Raw genomic sequence first — 18,241 nt, 5'->3', positions numbered from 1 at the left:
TCCTTAAAATTAAGGAGCTTTTTTATTACAATTTATTTAATATTTCTTTAATGTTAGGTTTAAAGTAATTTGGTCCTTTTAACACCTTACCATCTTCTCTATAAATAGGCTTTCCATCTACTCCTAACTTGCTCATATTACTTCTCTGAATTTCATCAAACACCTCTTCTATTTTGTGTTGCATACCATGTTCAATAATAGTTCCACATAGAATGTATAACATATCGCCAAGCGCATCAGCTACTTCAACTAAATCGTTATTTTTTGCTGCTTCTAAATATTCTTCATTCTCTTCTTTCATTAACTCAAAACGCAATTGTTTTCTTTCATCAGAAATAGCAACTGTTGGTTCACTTTGAATATTTAATTTAAATGCTGAATGAAATTCATGTACTGCTTTTATTTTATCTTTCATCTTATATTATTTCTAATTCTGTTTGTATTTTTTGAAAATCAAAATGAGACCAATCTACAATATGACTTTTTATATTGTGCTGTTGAAAATCTTCCAAGTTTTTATTTCTAATCCCTAAAAAGTGAACTCCAAGATTATGAGCCGTTTTTAAATCCCAAATACCATCTCCTACTGAGATTATTGTTTCAAACTCATCTACCTGAAAATATTCTTTAGCCTTTTCTATCGCCGATTTTACAATTTCTTCTCTTGTATAAAAAGAACTTGCAGTTTCTATTACATCTGGTATAAAATTTATTTCCGCTTGTTGTAGCTTTATTAAAGCTGGTTCTAACAAAGAACCTGTAGCAAAACAAATAGCATAATTCGTTTCATTCATAAAAAAATCTACAATAGCTTTTGCTCCTAGTATTTCTTTTGTTTCTTGTAAAGAGAGTAAATGTTCCGTCATCTTTTTCTCAAACTCTGGCATCATTGAAAAATCAAACTCTTTGTTAAAATTACGCTCGTAGTTTTTCTTCAAAATATAACTATCAGTCATATTCTTATAGGATTTCCAATCTTTATTAATATTAATAATCCCAGAACTAATCATTGCTTCTACAAATGCTGTTTGATGCTGATTCTCACTTTTTGTTAAAGTATCATCTATATCAAAAACTATTAAATTTTTCTTTTTCATTTAAGTTGCCATTTTTAATAATCGAGTTGGTACTATTTTTAAAACCCAAGCAATTAAGCGCCATCTTTTTGATATATAAGCTACTCGCTTTTTTCTTTTTATTGCTGAGTAAATTTGTTTTGTTGCTTTTTCTAAAGAAACCATCCAAAAAATACCGTCTCCTAAGGCCATTGCTGTATCTACAAAACCAGGTCTTATATCGGTTATAAAAACCTTTCTTGATTTTATGGTTTTAGTTTTAATATATAAACTTTCTAAATACGCTTTCTGATATGCTTTAGAAGCAAAATACGAAGGTGCAGCTCTATTTCCTCTAATCGACGCTATTGATGAAATCCCTACCAAATGTCCAAATTGTTGTTCTCTAAATAAATTATAAGCTAATCCGTATAATTTCGTAGCACCTACAACATTGGTTTGAATTGTTTTATTTTCCGTACTCCAATCTAGTTTATTATTCACCTCTCCTACTCCCGATGAATGTACTACTAGATGCACCTCTCCTAATTCGGAAACAATTTCATTAAAAGTCTTTTCTACTTCTTCTACTTGAGTTATATCGTTTTGTTTTATAATTATTTGGGCAGGATTTTGGGCTTTAATTTCTTCAAGCTTCTCTAACCTTCTTCCCGTTATTGCAACAATATAATTATCTTTTACCAACAGTTCTGTTAAGTTTTTACCGATACCTGATGTTGCTCCAAAAACAATTGCTGTTTTAGTTTTCTTCATTATAAAATCATTCTTTAACTTTGCTAAAAATACAATTTTATGTTTACACTTATTGCTGCCAAAATGTTTACTACTGGAAGAATTATTTTTGCCAGTTTATTTGTTATCGCTTTTGTTGCTTTAATGATTTTCAGCTATAAAAAAGATGCTAAAAACAATAAGAAACATTATCAAAATGGTGCTTTGTACGTAGCTATCGGTATTATTACTGTGATTGCTCTTTTATTTCTTTCGAAATACTTAATTAAGGGTTAAACCATTTCTTCTACTTCATTAATCTTTTCATGATCTAGGACTGTATAGCCTTCTTCATTGAAATGAAACGATCGTTTGTACTTTACTGCTGATTTTAGCTGTTGAAAGTCATATGAAGTGATTTGATATACTTTTTGCCCGAAAGATTCTTCGTGATATTGTATTAGTGCATACAGTTTTGCTTCTAAATTTAAAATTTCTTCATCAGAATATTTAAATAATGGGCTTTTTTCATCTATTTCATGAACTATAGTCCACACTGTAGGTAAGTACATGATTTTATCTCTTTCCAGTTTTAATCGATAAAATTCTCTTTTATATTCACCTTCTAGATTCTTTTCATTTATTGATAAAGTTACCGTTATTTCTGGCTCTATCATTACTGTTTTTCTACTATTCATTAAACGAAACATAATAGCTCTATGCTCTTTAAAATCTCTTAAAATTAAGTTTTCACTGAAATGAATAGCTGCTTTAGCTCTTGAGAATCTCCCATACAGTAATCCTGTAATAAATGAAAAACTTAACAACCCTATCATTGCTTCAAATGCTGCAATTAAATTAGCAGTAACTCCCTGTGGCGCAATTCCACCATAACCTACAGTTGTTAATGTTTGAGCACTAAAGAAGAATCCGTTTAAAAAATCATCTATAAAATTTCCTCTCGATGGTGTTATTTCTTCAATACCAATTGCCATATATATAAATCCAAAAACAATATTTAAGAATGTATATCCTACAATAATTAACAAGAAAAACTTCCACCACGACAATTCTATAAAGAAGGTATACATATCATCCAAATTAAACTTTTTGTTAATATGTATAACATTAGAACTTCCGTCTTTATTTACAATTCCTTTAATGTTCTTTCTTGAATTGTATCCAAATCCTGGGTCTTTTATTTTCTTTGCCATTGTTAGTTTCTTTATGCTTTAAAAATACAAAAAACCGACACTGCATTCAGTGTCGGTTTTATAATTCTTATTTGCTAAACTCTATTAGTTCTTAATTGGTAAGAAATTATAGTTCTTAGCGTAAAAATTCATTTGCTCTTCAAATGTATTTGGTTGTGTAATTTTTACATCAGTTATGTTTCCTTCTGCATCTTTTACAGGCTCTAAAACAGGATTTACAAACCCACTATAAGGAGCTGAAGTAAATTGTTTATTACGATCTAATACTTCTTTATGTATGTCTTGATCTACTTTTACACCATATCCTTCTACTAATGCTTTTGCAGCTTCAAAATCTCCTTCAGATTTAATTCTTTGCGCTTCTTTTAATAAACGTCCAAAAATCTCACGAAGTTTCATATAATCATTTACAACAAAATATGTTTTACCATCTTTTGTTACTTTCTCTATTACATTATCTTTCTTCCCTTGTTCAAAAGCCCAAGCTGAAACCCACTGACGGTTTACCATATGATCTTCTTCAATATCATCTCCTAAATTGATACGAATTAATTGAGTCATTAATCCATTTCTGATATAACCATCATAAGCAGCTTTTCCTACTTTTTGCCAATCATCTACTAATCCTAATTCTTGTAACTTAGGATCCATTAAATAATATAATCCAACTAAATCTGCTCTACCTTCTTCCATTGTAGACGCATAGTTTTTTAAAGTCTCTTTTGGCTGCCCTACTCCTTCATTTATTTGTCCAGAAGCATGTCCAATTACCTCATGTAAAGCTGTATGTAACTTATCCGCTAACTTTCCATACTTAATCTCTAAATCTATTTCCTCTTGATCGTGAGCGAACTCTTTTAAACGTCCTGTTCCTCCTGCATTGTTATATGCTCCAATAATATTCCCTAAAGAAACTGATTTTGAACCATGTTGCTGACGAATCCAGTTGTTATTTGGTAAGTTTACTCCAATTGGAGTACTTGGAGATGCATCTCCTGCTTCACCTGCTACATTTACAGTTTTGTATGATACTCCTACAACATTTTGTTTTTTATGCGCTGGAGATAATGGTGAGTTATCTTCAAACCACTGAGCGTTGTCAGATAAAACCTTCATCTTTTTAGACATATCGAAATCTTTTATTTCAACTATTGTCTCATAAGATCCTCTATATCCTTTAGGGTCGTTATATACTTCTATGAATCCATTAATCCAATCAATATTTCCTTCTGTAGAAGTAGCCCATGCAATACAGTATTTATCCCAAACATCTAAGCTACCAGTTTTATAATACTCAATTAATAACCTTAATGTTTCAGCTTGCTTTTCATTTTCTGCAACACCTTTGGCTTTTTCTAACCAAAAAATAATTTTATCAATTGCAGCTCCATACATTCCTCCTGACTTCCATACTTTCTCAACTAACTTTCCGTTTTCACGTACTAATTTAGAATTCAATCCTGCTTCTATTGGTTGATTTTCTGGACCTTTATATGCTGTAGCGTAAAAATCCTCAACATCTTTATTTGTAATTTCTGGACCATAAAAGTTTATAGCAGATGCTAGTACATTATCTACTCCTGCCTTTTTATTCACCTTTTTCATGTCTTTATCGTTAAAGATAACATCTAAAGCTTCTGGCGAAATTGTTGTGTTTGTTTCTTTCAATAAACCTTCTAAGTATTCTTTAGAAAACTCAGCTTTAATTTTATCATTAGAATAATGATGGTGTATTCCATTTGAAAACCAAACTCTCTTTAAATAAGTTGTAAAGTTTTTAAAATCCTGAGAAGTTCTATCTCCTTTAAATTCGTTATTTACTTTTTCTAAAGCTGTTCTTATTTCAAGATTATGACGGTAATTTTGATCCCACATAATGTCTCTTCCTGCTAAACCAGCTTGAGTTAAGTAATACACTAACTTTTTTTCTTTTAAAGTTAATTGATCAAACCCTGGTATTTGGTATCTTAATACTTTAATATCTGCAAACTGCTCTACTTCATAATCAAATTTTGCTTCTTTTTTTACCTCTTCTTTTGGTTCTTTTTTCTTCTCTACATTACAAGAAACCAAAAAACCAACTGCAGCTGCAGCACAAAGCATCTGTTTTAATTTCATTTTTTAATAATTTAATTGATTTTTCTGTCGATAAATGTACGAATTTTAAACTTCGTTATATCTAAAACAGTCCGTTGTATGATCATTAACCATACCCGTTGCTTGCATGTGAGCATAAATGACTGTTGATCCAACAAATTTAAAACCTCTCTTTTTTAAGTCTTTTGAAATTGTATCTGATAATTCAGTAGTTGCAGGTACTTCTTCTCTCCTAGCAAAAGAGTTTTTAATTGGTTTTCCATTTACAAACCCCCAAATATATTTTGAAAATGAGCCAAATTCTTCTTGTACCTTCATAAAGGCTTGAGCATTTGTAATTGTTGCTTTTATTTTTAATTTATTTCTTATAATCCCAGCATTTTGCAGCAATTCTTCATATTTATCCTCTCCATAATTTGCTATTTTTTTATAGTCAAAACTATCAAAAGCTTTTCTAAAATTTTCTCTTTTTTTAAGTACAGTTATCCAGCTTAGACCTGCCTGAAAAGTTTCTAAAATTAAAAACTCAAATAACTTATTATCCTCATATACAGGAATTCCCCATTCGTTATCGTGATATTCTATGTACAAGGGATCATCACTCACCCAAAAACATCTTTTCTTCATTTCTTTATTTTAAAATTGAAAATTACTGTTAAACAAGCTAAAAATCAATGAAAAATGGAATAATTTTTGCAACTTTATAATCACTAAATCTTTTGATTATGAAAACATTAAAATATATTTCAACACTCAGCTTATTTCTAGTTATAATCTATGCTTGTAGTTCTAATCCCATCAAAAACAACTCTAACTCAAAAGAAGAACCTGTTGTTATAAAAAACGATAGTTTGGAATATGAAATCATAATCATAGACCCTGGTTTTACTAATTATTTAAATACAATAGCAAGACCTGTTGGTTATTACTCTAAAACTTACTTAGCAAATAAAAATCGGTTTTATGTTCCAATTTGGAATTTAAGAGTAAACGACCCTTTCAATTTTAACTCTAATATATATGAAAATCAAATTAATTATAAACCAGATATTGATTATGGATATGAGGTAAACTACAAGTTATTTAACTATTTTGAATTTGCACAACGTAAGTATCGTATAAACTTAAGATAACAATACAAACTCTTTGCAAAACTGTATATTTGCTAAAAATTTAACAATCTAAAATGAAGTTTTTAAGAAATTTATTAGCATCAATTCTAGGCTTTTTTATAGCCATTTTTTTAATATTTATATTCTTTGTGGCTATTGCTGCAATTACAGGATCAGAAGATGAAGTAGTTGTAAAATCAAATTCTGTATTAGAATTAAACCTTACTACCCCTATAAAAGATTATGCTCCTAAAGAAGATAATCCATTAGCTGAAATTTTAGAATTAAACGATGAAAAGTTAGCTTTAAATAAAATTATTAATGCTATTGAAAATGCTAAAACCGACAACAATATTAAAGGAATTAGTATAAAAACTACATATATAAGCGCAGGAATTGCACAAACTCAAGCTATTAGAAATAAGATCGAAGAATTCAAAGAAAGCGGAAAATTTGTATATGCTTACAATGATGTATATACTCAAAAAAATTATTACTTAAGTTCAGTTGCTGACAGCTTATTTTTAAATCCTGTTGGAGCTATTGATTTTAAAGGTTTATCTACCGAAATTTTATACTACAAGGATTTTGAAGATAAATACGGTGTAAAAATGGAGGTTATCCGTCATGGGAAATATAAAAGTGCAGTAGAGCCATATTTAAGTAATAAAATGAGTGATGCTAATCGTGAACAAACTACATCTTTTTTAAATTCAATTTGGTCTGAAATCACTGAAGATATTAGCAACAGTAGAAATATATCTATAGAGAATTTAAATTTAATTGCTGATAATGCTAACGGAAGAAATGCTACTCTAGCAAAAGAAAACAAGTTAATTGATGGAATTATTTATATAGATGAATACAAAGAGAAGCTTAAATTAGACTCTGACAAAAAAGTAAATACAATTAGTTTAGAAGACTATATCAAATCTGGAAAAGGGAGAATCTCTTCTATAAGTAAAGATAAGATTGCTGTAATTTACGCACAAGGTCAAATAATGTATGGAGAAGGAAATGAAGATATTATTGGTCAAGGTTTAACAAACAGAGCTATTCGTAAAGCTAGAAAAGATAAAAATGTAAAAGCAATTGTTTTACGTGTTAATTCTCCAGGTGGTAGTGCTTTGGCTTCTGAATTAATTTGGCGTGAATTAGAATTAGCTAAAAAAGATAAACCTTTAGTTGTTTCTATGGGGAACGTAGCCGCTTCTGGTGGTTATTATATTGCTTGTAATGCTAATAAAATTGTTGCTGAACCAACTACTATAACAGGTTCTATTGGAGTGTTTGGAGCAATTCCAAACTTTAATCAATTAGCGGATAACATTGGAATAAATGCCGAGCAAGTATCAACAAATGATAGTCCAAGTTATAGTGTTTTTGAACCTATGAATCAAAAGTTTTATGATGTTACTAAAGAAGGTGTTGAACAAATTTATACTACTTTTGTAAATCGTGTTGCCACTGGAAGAAATATGACTTTTGAGCAAGTAAACGAAATTGCTCAAGGTAGAGTTTGGAGTGGTAAAGAAGCTAAAGAAAAAGGATTGGTAGATAAATTAGGAAGTTTAAATGATGCTATTGAAATAGCTGCTGAATTAGCTGACCTTGAAATTTATAAAATTCGTAATTATCCTAACTATAAAAAGGATTTAAAAGAAGCCTTAAACTTTTCTCCTTTTGGTAAAGTTTCTAAAGAAGAAATTCTAAAAGAAGCTTTAGGTGATGAACACTATCAATTATACCACAATATAAACCAAATGAAAAACCTAAAAGGAATTCAAGCTAGAATGCCTTTTATCTTTCAGATAAAATAAGACGTAAAAAAAGCCTTGACAATGTCAAGGCTTTTTTTTGTATTAATCAGAGTTTATTATAAACCAAAACTCTCTTTTACTTTATCTACATAATCTAATTTCTCCCAAGTAAACGTTTCTACTTCACGCTCAATAGTATCTCCCATTGGATTTGTAAAAGTAACTGTTTTCTTTTCTGGAGTTCTTCCCATATGTCCGTAAGCAGCTGTTTCAGAATAAATAGGCGTTCTTAATTTTAAACGTTGCTCTATAAAATAAGGACGCATATCAAAAATAGTTTCTACCACCTTACTTATCTCACCATCAGTCATGTCAACTGTTGCAGTTCCATAAGTTTCAACATTAATACTTGTTGGCTTAGCTACTCCAATAGCATAAGAAACTTGTACTAACACTTCTTTACATAAACCAGCAGCTACTAAGTTTTTAGCAATGTGACGTGTTGCGTAAGCTCCAGAACGATCTACTTTAGATGGGTCTTTTCCTGAGAAAGCACCTCCACCGTGAGCTCCTTTACCTCCATAAGTATCAACAATAATCTTACGACCTGTTAATCCTGTATCACCATGAGGTCCTCCAATAACAAAAATTCCTGTTGGATTAATATGATACGTAATATCATCAGTAAATAATGCCTGAATGTGCTCTGGTAATTTAGCTACTACTCTTGGTATTAAAATAGATATAATATCAGACTTAATCTTAGCCAACATTACCTCTTCACTTTCATCAAAGTCATCATGCTGAGTAGAAATTACAATAGCATCAATTCTTTGAGGAACATTATCATCAGAATACTCAATAGTTACTTGAGATTTAGCATCTGGACGCAGGTAAGTAATATCTTTATTCTCTCTTCTTAGCTCTGCTAATTCAATTAATAAACGGTGCGATAACTCTAACGCTAAAGGCATATAGTTATCAGTTTCATCAGTAGCATAACCAAACATCATTCCTTGGTCTCCTGCTCCTTGATCTTCTGGATTTGCTCTTTCTACTCCTTGATTAATATCTGGTGATTGCTCGTGAATTGCTGAAAAAACCCCACAAGAACTACCATCAAACATATATTCGCTTTTGGTATATCCTATTTTGTTAATTACATCTCTTGCAATTTTTTGAACATCTAAATATGTTTTAGATTTTACCTCACCCGCCAATACAACTTGACCAGTAGTTACCAAAGTTTCACAAGCTACCTTAGATGTTTCATCAAAAGCTAAAAAATTATCTATTAAAGCATCAGAAATCTGATCTGCTACTTTATCTGGATGTCCTTCAGAAACACTTTCTGAAGTAAATAAATATGACATAAACTTCTTTTTAAAAATTAACGGAAGAAAAACTTGGATTGCTTGGTCGCTAAAAGAAGTAGATAATTACTGCTTTAGCATTTTTTATAGAGGTTGCAATCAGATCAAATTTCTCCTCAAAAATTCAGCCGCAAAGTTATTGATTAAATTCAAATTTTAAAAAGCTTTTTGTTAAAAAAGAATTAAAAATAAAATTCTATATACGTAGTATATAACGAATTAAAAAATAAAAAAAAGTAAAAAATATTAGGAAATTAAATTTTTATAACTGAATATTTGCATTCGTAAAAGTTCAATCACTTATTGACGATGTTATCAAGAAAGGTGGAGGGATTAGACCCTATGAAGCCTTAGCAACCCTTTGTTCTATACAAAGAAGGTGCTAAATTCTACCAAAATGTTACTTCGGTAAAAAAATCGAGATGTAACTACAAGGATAGATAACCAAAAAGAAATTTCTATAAACTCATACTGAAATTTCTAATATTTCTTAATAACATTTTTCTAGTAAGTACGTCAAAACATTGACGCATTTGGCTTTTGGTTTAATTATTTATTAACTCAAAAACAAGAAAAATGAGTACACAAAAATTTGCAACAAAAGCGTTGCACGCAGGACATGATGTAAAACAAACAGGAGGCACAAGAGCTGTTCCTATTTATCAAACAACCTCTTATGTTTTCAATGACTCTGATCATGCAGCAAATCTTTTTTCATTAAAAGAATTAGGGTTCATTTATACTCGATTAAACAATCCTACAAATCAAATTTTACAAGAGCGTTTGGCCTCTTTGGAAGGAGGAATTGGTGCTGTTGTTTTTGCTTCTGGTACCGCTGCCATCTCTACAGGATTACTAACCTTACTAAAAGCAGGCGATCATATTGTAGCATCTAGTAGTTTATACGGCGGAACTTATAATTTATTAAATGTTACCTTACCTCGCTTAGGTATTACTACAACTTTTGTTGATGCTTCTGACCCTGAAAATTTTGGTAAAGCTATTCAAGAAAATACAAGAGCATTTTTTGTTGAATCTTTAGGAAATCCTAAGCTTGATGTTTTAGACTTAGAAGCTATTTCTAACCAAGCAAAAAAAGCAGAAGTCCCTTTCATTGTCGATAATACCGTTGCTACTCCTGCCCTATTAAACCCAATCAAACATGGAGCTGATATTGTCATTCACTCTTTAACTAAATACATTGGCGGACAAGGAAACTCTTTAGGAGGTGCAATTATCGATGCTGGTACTTTTAATTGGGCTAATGGTAAATTTCCTGAATTTACAGAACCCTCAGCGGGGTATCATGGTTTAAAGTACTATGAAACTTTAGGAGCCGCATCTTATACTTTTAAATTAATTTTAGAAGGCTTACGTGATTTTGGAGGCGCTTTAAGTCCTACAAACGCTTTTAACATTATTCAAGGGTTAGAAACCTTAGATATTAGAATTCAAAAACATTCAGAAAATGCTTTAGCGTTAGCCCAATGGTTAGAAGAACAAGAAGAGGTTGCTTGGGTAAACTATCCTGGTTTAAAAAGTAGTAAATACAAAACCTTAACCAATAATTATTTACCAAAAGGTCAAAGCGGAATAGTCACTTTTGGAGCTAAAGGTGGTTTTGAAGCAGCAAAAACAATAGCTAATACCACTAAAACATTTTCACTTTTAGCAAATATTGGAGATACAAAATCTTTAATTATTCATCCTTCAAGCACTACACATCAACAATTAAATCCTGAAGAACAAGCTAGTGCTGGTGTTACAGAAGATTTAATAAGATTATCTGTTGGTTTAGAAAACATTGACGATTTAAAATCAGACTTAAAAGAAGCCTTCAATAAAATACCAAAGGAAGCTTTTGTTTAAAAGTTTAAAGACTACTTTAAATAATGAAAAGCAAATTATTACATATAAATATTCTTAGTTACACAACAGGAAGTGGTGCCCAGTTTAATGATATACCTTTAAGTTATCAGTTGTTTGGGAAACACTTGGGTACTGCTCCTGTTATTCTAATTAATCATGCATTAACAGGAAATAGCAATGTTGCTGGCGAAAATGGTTGGTGGAAAGATATTATTGGAAAGAATAAAGTGATAGATACTCAAAAGTATACTGTTTTATGTTTTAATATTCCTGGTAATGGTTATGATGATTTCTTAATAGATAATTATAAAAGTTTTGTAGCTAGAGACATTGCCAATATCTTTTTATTAGGCTTAGAAAAACTAAACATTAAAAAGCTATTTGCCTTAATTGGTGGTTCTTTAGGAGGAGGCATTGCTTGGGAAATGGCTGTTTTAAAACCAACAATAACTGAACACTTGATTCCTGTTGCTACAGATTGGAAATCTACCGATTGGCTAATTGCAAATTGTCAAATTCAAGAACAGTTTTTAACCAATTCTAGTAATCCTGTACACGATGCTCGCATGCATGCGATGCTTTGTTACCGTACTCCAGAGTCTTTTAAAAAACGTTTTCAGCGTTCAAAAAATGAAGAATTACAAATTTTCAATGTAGAAAGTTGGTTACTTCATCATGGTAAAAAATTACAAGAGCGCTATCAATTAGCATCTTATAAATTAATGAATCAATTATTAAAATCAATTGATGTAACCAAGGAACGCAAAGTTTTAAACGTGTTAGAAACGATAAAAGCCGACATTCATATTATAGGCGTTGATTCTGATTTGTTTTTTACTGCTGAAGAAAATAGAGAAACACACAAAAAACTTGCAACAGTACATTCAAATGTAACTTATAATGAAATCAATTCTGACCACGGTCATGATGCTTTTTTAATAGAATACGAACAACTAAAAGAAATTATTGAACCCATATTCAATAAAAATTCAAAAAACAACAAAATGAAAATTTTAAAATTTGGTGGAAAATCATTGTCAAACAAAGGAATACACAATGTAATTTCTATTATAGAAAATAAAATTAATGATGGTGAAAACATTGCTGTTGTTGTTTCTGCCCGTGGAAATGCTACCGATACTTTAGAAGACATTTTAAATAAGGCCGCTAAAAACGAAGCATACCAACAACAACTTGAAGCTTTTAAACACGAACAATCACTATTAACTCCATTAATAGATTTTTCTTCAGAATTCTCTCGTTTAGAGAAATTATTTGAAGGAGTAAACTTATTAGGTGATTATAGTATTAAAATAAAAGATGAAGTTTTAGCACAGGGTGAATTACTATCTATAAAAACTGTTTCTGAATTATTACAGCAAAAAGGAATTAATGCAAATCCTACAGATTCAAGAATATTATTAAAAACCGATGAAAATTTTGGTAATGCACAACCAATTTTAGAGGTTTCTAAGGAGAATGTTAAAAAACATTTTAACCAATTTAATAATACTACTGTAAATGTAGTATCTGGTTTTATTGCTTCAAACTTAAAAAATGAAACCACCACTCTTGGAAGAAATGGTAGTAATTATACGGCATCTTTATTGGCTAATTATTTAGATGCTGACGAATTACAAAATTATACACATGTTGATGGAATATTTACAGCTAATCCAGATTTGGTAAGTGATGCTAAAAAGATAGAAAACCTTTCTTTTTCTGAAGCAAACGAATTAGCAAACTTTGGTGCTAATATTTTACATGCCAAAACAATTATTCCTTTACTTGAAAAAAACATCAATTTGAGAATATTAAATACCTTTAATCCTAACGACAAAGGAACTTTAATAACCTCTAAATCTACTTCAAAAGGAATAAAATCATTATCTGTTTTAGATAATGTAGCTTTATTAAACTTTGAAGGAAGGGGGTTATTAGGAAAAGTTGGTGTTGATGCTCGTATTTTTAAAACCTTAAGTAGTTCTGATATTAGTGTTAGTTTTATTTCTCAAGGATCTTCAGAAAGAGGCATTGGATTGGTTGTTGAAAAAACCAGAGCTGAAGAAGCTGTAAAAGCATTAAATAAAGAGTTTGAAAATGAGTTTTATACCAAAGATGTCCATAAAATATCTGTAGTAAAAGATATTGCTGTAATATCAATAATCGGACAAGATTTAAGTGAATTCCATCATCCTTATAATGCCTTAATCAAAAATCAAATAATACCATTATTATTTAATAATACTGTTACAGGCAAAAATATTAGTTTGGTTGTAAAAAAAGAAGAATTACATAAAGCTTTAAACGTTATTCATGGACAAGTTTTTGGAATTTCTAAAAAAATAAACATTGCTCTTTTTGGTAAAGGTTTAGTTGGAGGAACTCTGATAGAACAAATATTAGAAAATGCAAAGGCCATTTTAGAAAAACGAAAAATACAATTAAATATTTTTGCTATTGCAAACTCCAAAAAAGCACTTTTAACTAAAGATGGAGCAACTAAAAGTTGGAACAAAGATTTAGAAGATTCAAAAGAAAGCAGCACAATAGTTCAAGATATTATTGACTTCTCTAAAGAAAATCATTTAGAAAATTTAATTGCTGTTGACAATACGGCAAGTACCGATTTTATTAATAACTATATTCCTTTAGTAAATGCTGGTTTCGATTTGGTTTCATCTAATAAAATAGCCAATACAGTATCATATAAGTCTTATAAAAATCTGAGAAAAACGTTAGAAAACACCAATAAGAAATATCTATACGAAACCAATGTTGGTGCGGGATTACCATTAATTGACACTATTAAATTATTACATGACTCAGGAGAAAATATTACCAGAATTAGAGGTGTTTTTTCTGGATCTCTAAGTTATATATTCAATCATTATTCATCAAGTAACTCGGCATTTTCAACGGTGTTACAAGAAGCAATAGATAAAGGGTTAACAGAACCAGACCCTCGCGAAGATTTATGTGGTAATGACGTTGCTAGAAAACTATTGATTTTAGCCAGAGAACTTGACTTAGAAAATGAATTTGAAGATATTTCAATAGAAAATTTAATTCCAAAAGAACTTCAAAATATTTCTTCTACAGCCTTTTTATCTGATTTAGAAAAATTAGATTTTTCTTTCCAAAAATTAAAAGAAAATCAAGAATCAAATCATGTATTAAGATATATAGGAGACTTATCTGGAGACCTACAACAAACAAAAGGAAACTTAAGTGTAAAACTAACTTCTGTTCCTATCAATTCACCTCTTGGAAGTTTAAAAGGCTCTGATGCTATTTTCGAAATTTACACAGAATCTTACGGAGAACAGCCAATTGTAATTCAAGGAGCTGGAGCTGGAGCAAAAGTAACAGCCAGAGGAGTATTTGGAGATATTTTACGATTAGCTAATAACAACAACTAAACATTAAACCACTATTTAATAGTTCTTAAATATAAAAATAATGAGCAACCATTTCGAAACAAAAGCTATTAGAACACAAACTGAACGCTCTCAATTTTCAGAGCATTCAACTCCGTTATATTTAACATCAAGTTTTGTGTTTGATGATGCAGAAGACATGCGTGCTTCTTTTGCTGAAGAAAAAGATAAAAATCTATACAGTAGATTTTCAAATCCAAATACTACAGAATTTGTAAATAAAATAGTGCAAATGGAAGGAGCTGAAGCTGGCTATGCTTTTGCCACTGGAATGGCTGCTGTATTTTCTACTTTTGGAGCTTTATTAAATGCTGGAGATCATATTGTTTCATGTAGATCTGTATTTGGGTCAACCCATAGTTTATTTACAAAATATTTACCAAAATGGAACATTGAAACAAGCTACTTCAAAATAAATGAAGTTGAAAAAATTGAGCAGTTAATTCAGCCAAATACAAAAATTCTATATGCAGAAACACCTACAAATCCAGCAGTAGATATTATTGATTTAGAATTACTAGGAAACATTGCTAAAAAACACAACTTACTTTTAGTAATTGACAATTGTTTTGCTACTCCTTACCTACAAAACCCAATTAAGTTTGGTGCCGATTTAGTTATTCATTCGGCTACTAAATTAATTGATGGACAAGGAAGAGTTCTAGGAGGAATTACCGTTGGAAAAAAAGAATTGATTCGTGAAATTTATCTTTTTTCAAGAAATACTGGCCCTGCTATGTCGCCTTTTAATGCATGGGTATTATCTAAAAGTTTAGAAACCTTAAGTATCAGGGTTGAAAAACATTGTGAAAATGCTTTAAAAGTGGCTACATTTTTAGAAAAACATCCAAAGGTAAACCTTGTAAAATATCCTTTTTTAAAATCACATCCTCAACATGAAATAGCAAAAAAACAAATGAAATTAGGAGGCAATATTGTGGCTTTTGAAATTAAAGGTGGAATTGAAGCTGGACGTAGCTTTCTAAATGCCATAAAGTTATGTTCGTTATCGGCAAACTTAGGAGATACAAGAACCATAGTTACTCATCCTGCATCTACAACTCATAGTAAGTTGAGTGAAGAAGACAGGTTAGAAGTTGGTATTACAAACGGATTGGTACGCTGTTCCGTTGGTTTAGAAAATATAGATGATATTATTAACGATTTAACACAAGCATTAGATACTTAAAAACTAAATAAAGTGTATTTTTGTAATATGCTTTCTAAGAAAACAAAATACGGTTTAAAGGCACTAACCTTTATTGCAAGACAAGAAAAAGGAAATAAAGTACAAATAGCTACTATTTCCGAGAGTGAAAATATATCACATAAATTTTTAGAAAGTATATTACTTACCTTACGAAAAGCAGGATTTTTAGGAGCCAAAAAAGGAAAAGGCGGAGGTTATTACATGTTAAAAGAAGCCTCAGAAATTAAGATGACTGATGTTATCAGAACTTTAGAAGGCCCTATTGCTATGCTCCCTTGTGTAAGCTTAAATTATTATGAAAAGTGTGATGACTGCCCTGATGAAGACGCATGTTCAGTACATAAATTAATGATTCAAGTTAGGGATAATACCCTACAAGTACTTCGTAATAATACACTAGCAGATTTAGTGTAAAATAACACAAATGTTATTCTATTGTAAAATTTTCAAATAAATGTTTTCACATTTAAAATGAATGTATACATTTGTCACTTCTTAAAACCTAGTTATCCGATAGGGTAATAGAATTTAAAAATGATTTTAGAACAAATAATAGAAAATAAGAAAAATTACACTCTAGATAAAGCTTCTGAAAATCCATTGAGAAGCATTGTAAAATCAATTAGCTGGAGAGTTATAGGAACAATAGATACCATATTAATATCATGGTTAATTACCGGAGAAGTAACCACAGCATTTTCAATAGGAAGCATTGAGTTAATTACAAAAATGGTGCTGTACTTTTTTCATGAAAGAGTTTGGAACAAAATAAAATGGGGCAAAAAATGAGCTTAGAAAGTCAATTAAATATTGAAGAATTAAACCAAGGGTTAGCAAAGTTAACTCCACAACAAATTATAGAATGGGTTTTCGAATTAAAGAAAAGAACAATTATTACAACAAACTTTAGACCTTATGAAGTAGCTATTTTACACTTAGTGTCTAGAAAAAACCCTTACATAAAGGTTATTTGGTGCGATACAGGTTACAACACACCACAAACCTACAAACACGCTGAGGAATTAATTGAAAAATTAGGCTTGAATGTTCATTTATATGTTCCTAAACAAACAGTGGCTCATAGAAATATTGTTTTAGGAGTCCCTTCAATAGAGCATAAAGACCATGCTTTATTTACAGAACAAGTGAAACTAGAACCATTTAAAAGAGCGATTAAAGAACATCAACCAGAAGTTTGGTTTACCAATTTAAGAAAAGGGCAGACAGCATTTAGAGATAATATAGGAATACTCTCTTTTAGCAAAGATGGAATTTTAAAAGTAAGTCCATTTTATCATTGGTCAGATAAGGAATTAGACGAATATTTAGAACAACATAATTTACCAAATGAATTTAAATATTTCGATCCAACAAAAGTAGAAAGTAATAGAGAATGTGGTTTACATATTTAAAGAATATGATTATGAATACAGAAACAATACAAGTAGGAGCTTTAGAAAGCGAAGCCATATATATATTTAGAGAAGTTGTTGCTCAATTTGAAAAACCAGTTTTACTATTTTCTGGTGGAAAAGATAGCATAACATTAGTAAGATTAGCCCAAAAAGCATTTTATCCTGCTAAAATCCCTTTTCCCCTTTTACATATAGATACTGGACATAATTTTCCTGAGACAATAGAATTTAGAGATCGTTTAGCAAAAGACCTCAATGTTGATTTAATTGTTAGAAATGTTCAGGATAATATTGATAAAGGTCGAGTAAAAGAAGAAACTGGAAAGTACGCTAGCCGAAACATACTGCAAACAGAAACGTTATTAGATGCAATTGATGAATTTGGTTTTGATGCATGTATCGGTGGAGCGCGCAGAGATGAAGAGAAAGCAAGAGCTAAAGAACGAATTTTCTCTGTTCGTGATGATTTTGGGCAATGGGATGAAAAAAATCAACGTCCAGAATTATTCGATATGTTAAACGGAAGAATTGATTTGGGACAAAATGTAAGGGTCTTCCCTATTTCTAACTGGACAGAATTAGATGTATGGTCTTACATAAGAGATGAGAATATCGAAATCCCTTCTATTTATTTCGCTCACAAAAGAGCTACATTTTTAAGAGATGGACTTATATGGTCTGCAGAAGATGATGTAGTTTATAGAGACGAAAATGAAAAAGTTGAAGAACGAATGGTACGTTTTAGAACAGTTGGGGATATGAGCTGTACAGCTGCAGTACTGTCCAATGCAGTAGATATAAATACCGTAGTAAACGAAATTAAAGTATCAACAATTTCCGAAAGAGGTGCTAGAATAGATGACAAACGATCGGAAGCTGCAATGGAAAAAAGAAAACAACAAGGATACTTTTAAAACTTATAACAAACATTTAAACACAAGTTGTTACACAACAACTAATACAT

At 30.5% G+C, this 18,241-nt stretch carries 17 protein-coding genes and 1 riboswitch; of the genes, 10 read left to right on the top strand and 7 right to left on the bottom strand.

Annotated features, from left to right (window positions below):
• Nucleotides 1-25: 25 nt before the first annotated feature.
• The 3 genes from F7018_RS10805 to F7018_RS10795 are packed head-to-tail and all read right to left on the bottom strand — an operon-like array spanning nucleotide 26 to nucleotide 1,829.
• Nucleotides 26-415 carry a pyrophosphohydrolase domain-containing protein gene (locus tag F7018_RS10805; RefSeq protein ID WP_150900074.1) on the bottom strand — a complete coding sequence of 130 codons (390 nt, stop codon included), beginning with the start codon at nucleotides 413-415 and terminating at the stop codon, nucleotides 26-28.
• Between the two features lies 1 nt (nucleotide 416).
• A complete protein-coding gene (locus F7018_RS10800; RefSeq protein WP_150900073.1) occupies nucleotides 417-1,097 on the bottom strand; it encodes an HAD family hydrolase in 681 nt (226 codons plus the stop codon).
• Nucleotides 1,098-1,829: an SDR family NAD(P)-dependent oxidoreductase gene (locus tag F7018_RS10795; RefSeq protein ID WP_150900072.1), complete on the bottom strand. Its 732-nt coding sequence runs from the start codon at nucleotides 1,827-1,829 to the stop codon at nucleotides 1,098-1,100. It abuts the gene before it with no gap.
• Nucleotides 1,830-1,868: 39 nt separating this feature from the next.
• Between F7018_RS10795 and F7018_RS10790 the strand changes: the two genes are divergently transcribed.
• Nucleotides 1,869-2,084 (top strand): hypothetical protein, encoded by a 216-nt coding sequence (locus F7018_RS10790; protein WP_235273425.1) that lies wholly within the window; start codon nucleotides 1,869-1,871, stop codon nucleotides 2,082-2,084.
• Here the strand turns inward: F7018_RS10790 and F7018_RS10785 are convergent.
• The 3 genes from F7018_RS10785 to F7018_RS10775 form a co-directional block, all read right to left on the bottom strand.
• Nucleotides 2,081-3,001 (bottom strand): ion channel, encoded by a 921-nt coding sequence (locus F7018_RS10785; protein ID WP_150900071.1) that lies wholly within the window; start codon nucleotides 2,999-3,001, stop codon nucleotides 2,081-2,083. The two genes, F7018_RS10790 and F7018_RS10785, sit on opposite strands and share 4 nt — an antisense overlap.
• Before the next feature lie 84 nt (nucleotides 3,002-3,085).
• Nucleotides 3,086-5,119 carry a dipeptidyl-peptidase 3 family protein gene (locus tag F7018_RS10780; RefSeq protein ID WP_150900070.1) on the bottom strand — a complete coding sequence of 678 codons (2,034 nt, stop codon included), beginning with the start codon at nucleotides 5,117-5,119 and terminating at the stop codon, nucleotides 3,086-3,088.
• 45 nt (nucleotides 5,120-5,164) lie between these two features.
• Nucleotides 5,165-5,725 (bottom strand): DNA-3-methyladenine glycosylase I, encoded by a 561-nt coding sequence (locus tag F7018_RS10775; protein WP_150900069.1) that lies wholly within the window; start codon nucleotides 5,723-5,725, stop codon nucleotides 5,165-5,167.
• A 98-nt stretch (nucleotides 5,726-5,823) separates the two neighbouring features.
• On the opposite strand from F7018_RS10775, the gene F7018_RS10770 reads away from it, so the two are divergent.
• Nucleotides 5,824-6,231, top strand: coding sequence for a DUF6146 family protein (locus F7018_RS10770; RefSeq protein WP_150900068.1), 408 nt, complete (start codon nucleotides 5,824-5,826; stop codon nucleotides 6,229-6,231).
• Between the two features lie 53 nt (nucleotides 6,232-6,284).
• Complete coding sequence (gene sppA / locus F7018_RS10765) at nucleotides 6,285-8,030, top strand: signal peptide peptidase SppA (protein ID WP_150900067.1); 1,746 nt, start codon at nucleotides 6,285-6,287, stop codon at nucleotides 8,028-8,030.
• A gap of 56 nt (nucleotides 8,031-8,086) precedes the next feature.
• Here sppA and metK read toward each other — a convergent pair whose 3' ends face one another.
• Nucleotides 8,087-9,343 (bottom strand): methionine adenosyltransferase, encoded by a 1,257-nt coding sequence (gene metK / locus F7018_RS10760; protein WP_150900066.1) that lies wholly within the window; start codon nucleotides 9,341-9,343, stop codon nucleotides 8,087-8,089.
• Between the two features lie 309 nt (nucleotides 9,344-9,652).
• Nucleotides 9,653-9,763, top strand: a riboswitch (SAM riboswitch).
• 156 nt (nucleotides 9,764-9,919) lie between these two features.
• On the opposite strand from metK, the gene F7018_RS10755 reads away from it, so the two are divergent.
• The 7 genes from F7018_RS10755 (at nucleotide 9,920) to cysD (ending at nucleotide 18,191) form a co-directional block, all read left to right on the top strand.
• Complete coding sequence (locus F7018_RS10755; RefSeq protein WP_150900065.1) at nucleotides 9,920-11,212, top strand: O-acetylhomoserine aminocarboxypropyltransferase/cysteine synthase family protein; 1,293 nt, start codon at nucleotides 9,920-9,922, stop codon at nucleotides 11,210-11,212.
• A gap of 23 nt (nucleotides 11,213-11,235) precedes the next feature.
• Nucleotides 11,236-14,634: a bifunctional aspartate kinase/homoserine dehydrogenase I gene (gene thrA, locus F7018_RS10750; protein WP_150900064.1), complete on the top strand. Its 3,399-nt coding sequence runs from the start codon at nucleotides 11,236-11,238 to the stop codon at nucleotides 14,632-14,634.
• Between the two features lie 40 nt (nucleotides 14,635-14,674).
• The gene (locus F7018_RS10745; RefSeq protein ID WP_150900063.1) at nucleotides 14,675-15,841 is read left to right on the top strand and encodes an O-succinylhomoserine sulfhydrylase; all 1,167 of its coding nucleotides are present in this window, start codon (nucleotides 14,675-14,677) and stop codon (nucleotides 15,839-15,841) included.
• Between the two features lie 27 nt (nucleotides 15,842-15,868).
• On the top strand, nucleotides 15,869-16,276 hold the full coding sequence (locus F7018_RS10740; RefSeq protein WP_150900140.1) for an RrF2 family transcriptional regulator: 408 nt from the start codon (nucleotides 15,869-15,871) through the stop codon (nucleotides 16,274-16,276).
• Nucleotides 16,277-16,396: 120 nt separating this feature from the next.
• Complete coding sequence (locus F7018_RS10735) at nucleotides 16,397-16,651, top strand: DUF2061 domain-containing protein (RefSeq protein WP_150900062.1); 255 nt, start codon at nucleotides 16,397-16,399, stop codon at nucleotides 16,649-16,651.
• Nucleotides 16,636-17,274 carry a phosphoadenosine phosphosulfate reductase domain-containing protein gene (locus F7018_RS10730; protein ID WP_394350030.1) on the top strand — a complete coding sequence of 213 codons (639 nt, stop codon included), beginning with the start codon at nucleotides 16,636-16,638 and terminating at the stop codon, nucleotides 17,272-17,274. Before F7018_RS10735 ends, F7018_RS10730 begins: the two co-directional genes overlap by 16 nt.
• Before the next feature lie 11 nt (nucleotides 17,275-17,285).
• The gene (gene cysD, locus F7018_RS10725; protein WP_175578711.1) at nucleotides 17,286-18,191 is read left to right on the top strand and encodes a sulfate adenylyltransferase subunit CysD; all 906 of its coding nucleotides are present in this window, start codon (nucleotides 17,286-17,288) and stop codon (nucleotides 18,189-18,191) included.
• The last annotated feature ends 50 nt before the right edge of the window (nucleotides 18,192-18,241 follow it).

The sequence above is a fragment of the Tenacibaculum aiptasiae genome (assembly GCF_008806755.1).
GTDB classification, from domain to species: domain Bacteria; phylum Bacteroidota; class Bacteroidia; order Flavobacteriales; family Flavobacteriaceae; genus Polaribacter; species Polaribacter aiptasiae.
Note: the sequence above shows the minus strand (reverse complement) of the source record. Positions and strands in the feature narration are given on the sequence as shown.

What these genes read in the sequence shown, in the direction of transcription:
- F7018_RS10785 (WP_150900071.1), bottom strand. Translation starts at nt 3,001, where the DNA reads ATGGCAAAGAAAATAAAAGACCCAGGATTTGGATACAATTCAAGAAAG.
- cysD (WP_175578711.1), top strand. Translation starts at nt 17,286, where the DNA reads ATGAATACAGAAACAATACAAGTAGGAGCTTTAGAAAGCGAAGCCATA.
- F7018_RS10800 (WP_150900073.1), bottom strand. Translation starts at nt 1,097, where the DNA reads ATGAAAAAGAAAAATTTAATAGTTTTTGATATAGATGATACTTTAACA.
- sppA (WP_150900067.1), top strand. Translation starts at nt 6,285, where the DNA reads ATGAAGTTTTTAAGAAATTTATTAGCATCAATTCTAGGCTTTTTTATA.
- F7018_RS10730 (WP_394350030.1), top strand. Translation starts at nt 16,636, where the DNA reads ATGGGGCAAAAAATGAGCTTAGAAAGTCAATTAAATATTGAAGAATTA.
- F7018_RS10775 (WP_150900069.1), bottom strand. Translation starts at nt 5,725, where the DNA reads ATGAAGAAAAGATGTTTTTGGGTGAGTGATGATCCCTTGTACATAGAA.
- F7018_RS10780 (WP_150900070.1), bottom strand. Translation starts at nt 5,119, where the DNA reads ATGAAATTAAAACAGATGCTTTGTGCTGCAGCTGCAGTTGGTTTTTTG.
- F7018_RS10805 (WP_150900074.1), bottom strand. Translation starts at nt 415, where the DNA reads ATGAAAGATAAAATAAAAGCAGTACATGAATTTCATTCAGCATTTAAA.
- F7018_RS10790 (WP_235273425.1), top strand. Translation starts at nt 1,869, where the DNA reads ATGTTTACACTTATTGCTGCCAAAATGTTTACTACTGGAAGAATTATT.
- F7018_RS10755 (WP_150900065.1), top strand. Translation starts at nt 9,920, where the DNA reads ATGAGTACACAAAAATTTGCAACAAAAGCGTTGCACGCAGGACATGAT.
- F7018_RS10770 (WP_150900068.1), top strand. Translation starts at nt 5,824, where the DNA reads ATGAAAACATTAAAATATATTTCAACACTCAGCTTATTTCTAGTTATA.
- thrA (WP_150900064.1), top strand. Translation starts at nt 11,236, where the DNA reads ATGAAAAGCAAATTATTACATATAAATATTCTTAGTTACACAACAGGA.
- F7018_RS10735 (WP_150900062.1), top strand. Translation starts at nt 16,397, where the DNA reads ATGATTTTAGAACAAATAATAGAAAATAAGAAAAATTACACTCTAGAT.
- F7018_RS10745 (WP_150900063.1), top strand. Translation starts at nt 14,675, where the DNA reads ATGAGCAACCATTTCGAAACAAAAGCTATTAGAACACAAACTGAACGC.
- F7018_RS10740 (WP_150900140.1), top strand. Translation starts at nt 15,869, where the DNA reads ATGCTTTCTAAGAAAACAAAATACGGTTTAAAGGCACTAACCTTTATT.
- F7018_RS10795 (WP_150900072.1), bottom strand. Translation starts at nt 1,829, where the DNA reads ATGAAGAAAACTAAAACAGCAATTGTTTTTGGAGCAACATCAGGTATC.
- metK (WP_150900066.1), bottom strand. Translation starts at nt 9,343, where the DNA reads ATGTCATATTTATTTACTTCAGAAAGTGTTTCTGAAGGACATCCAGAT.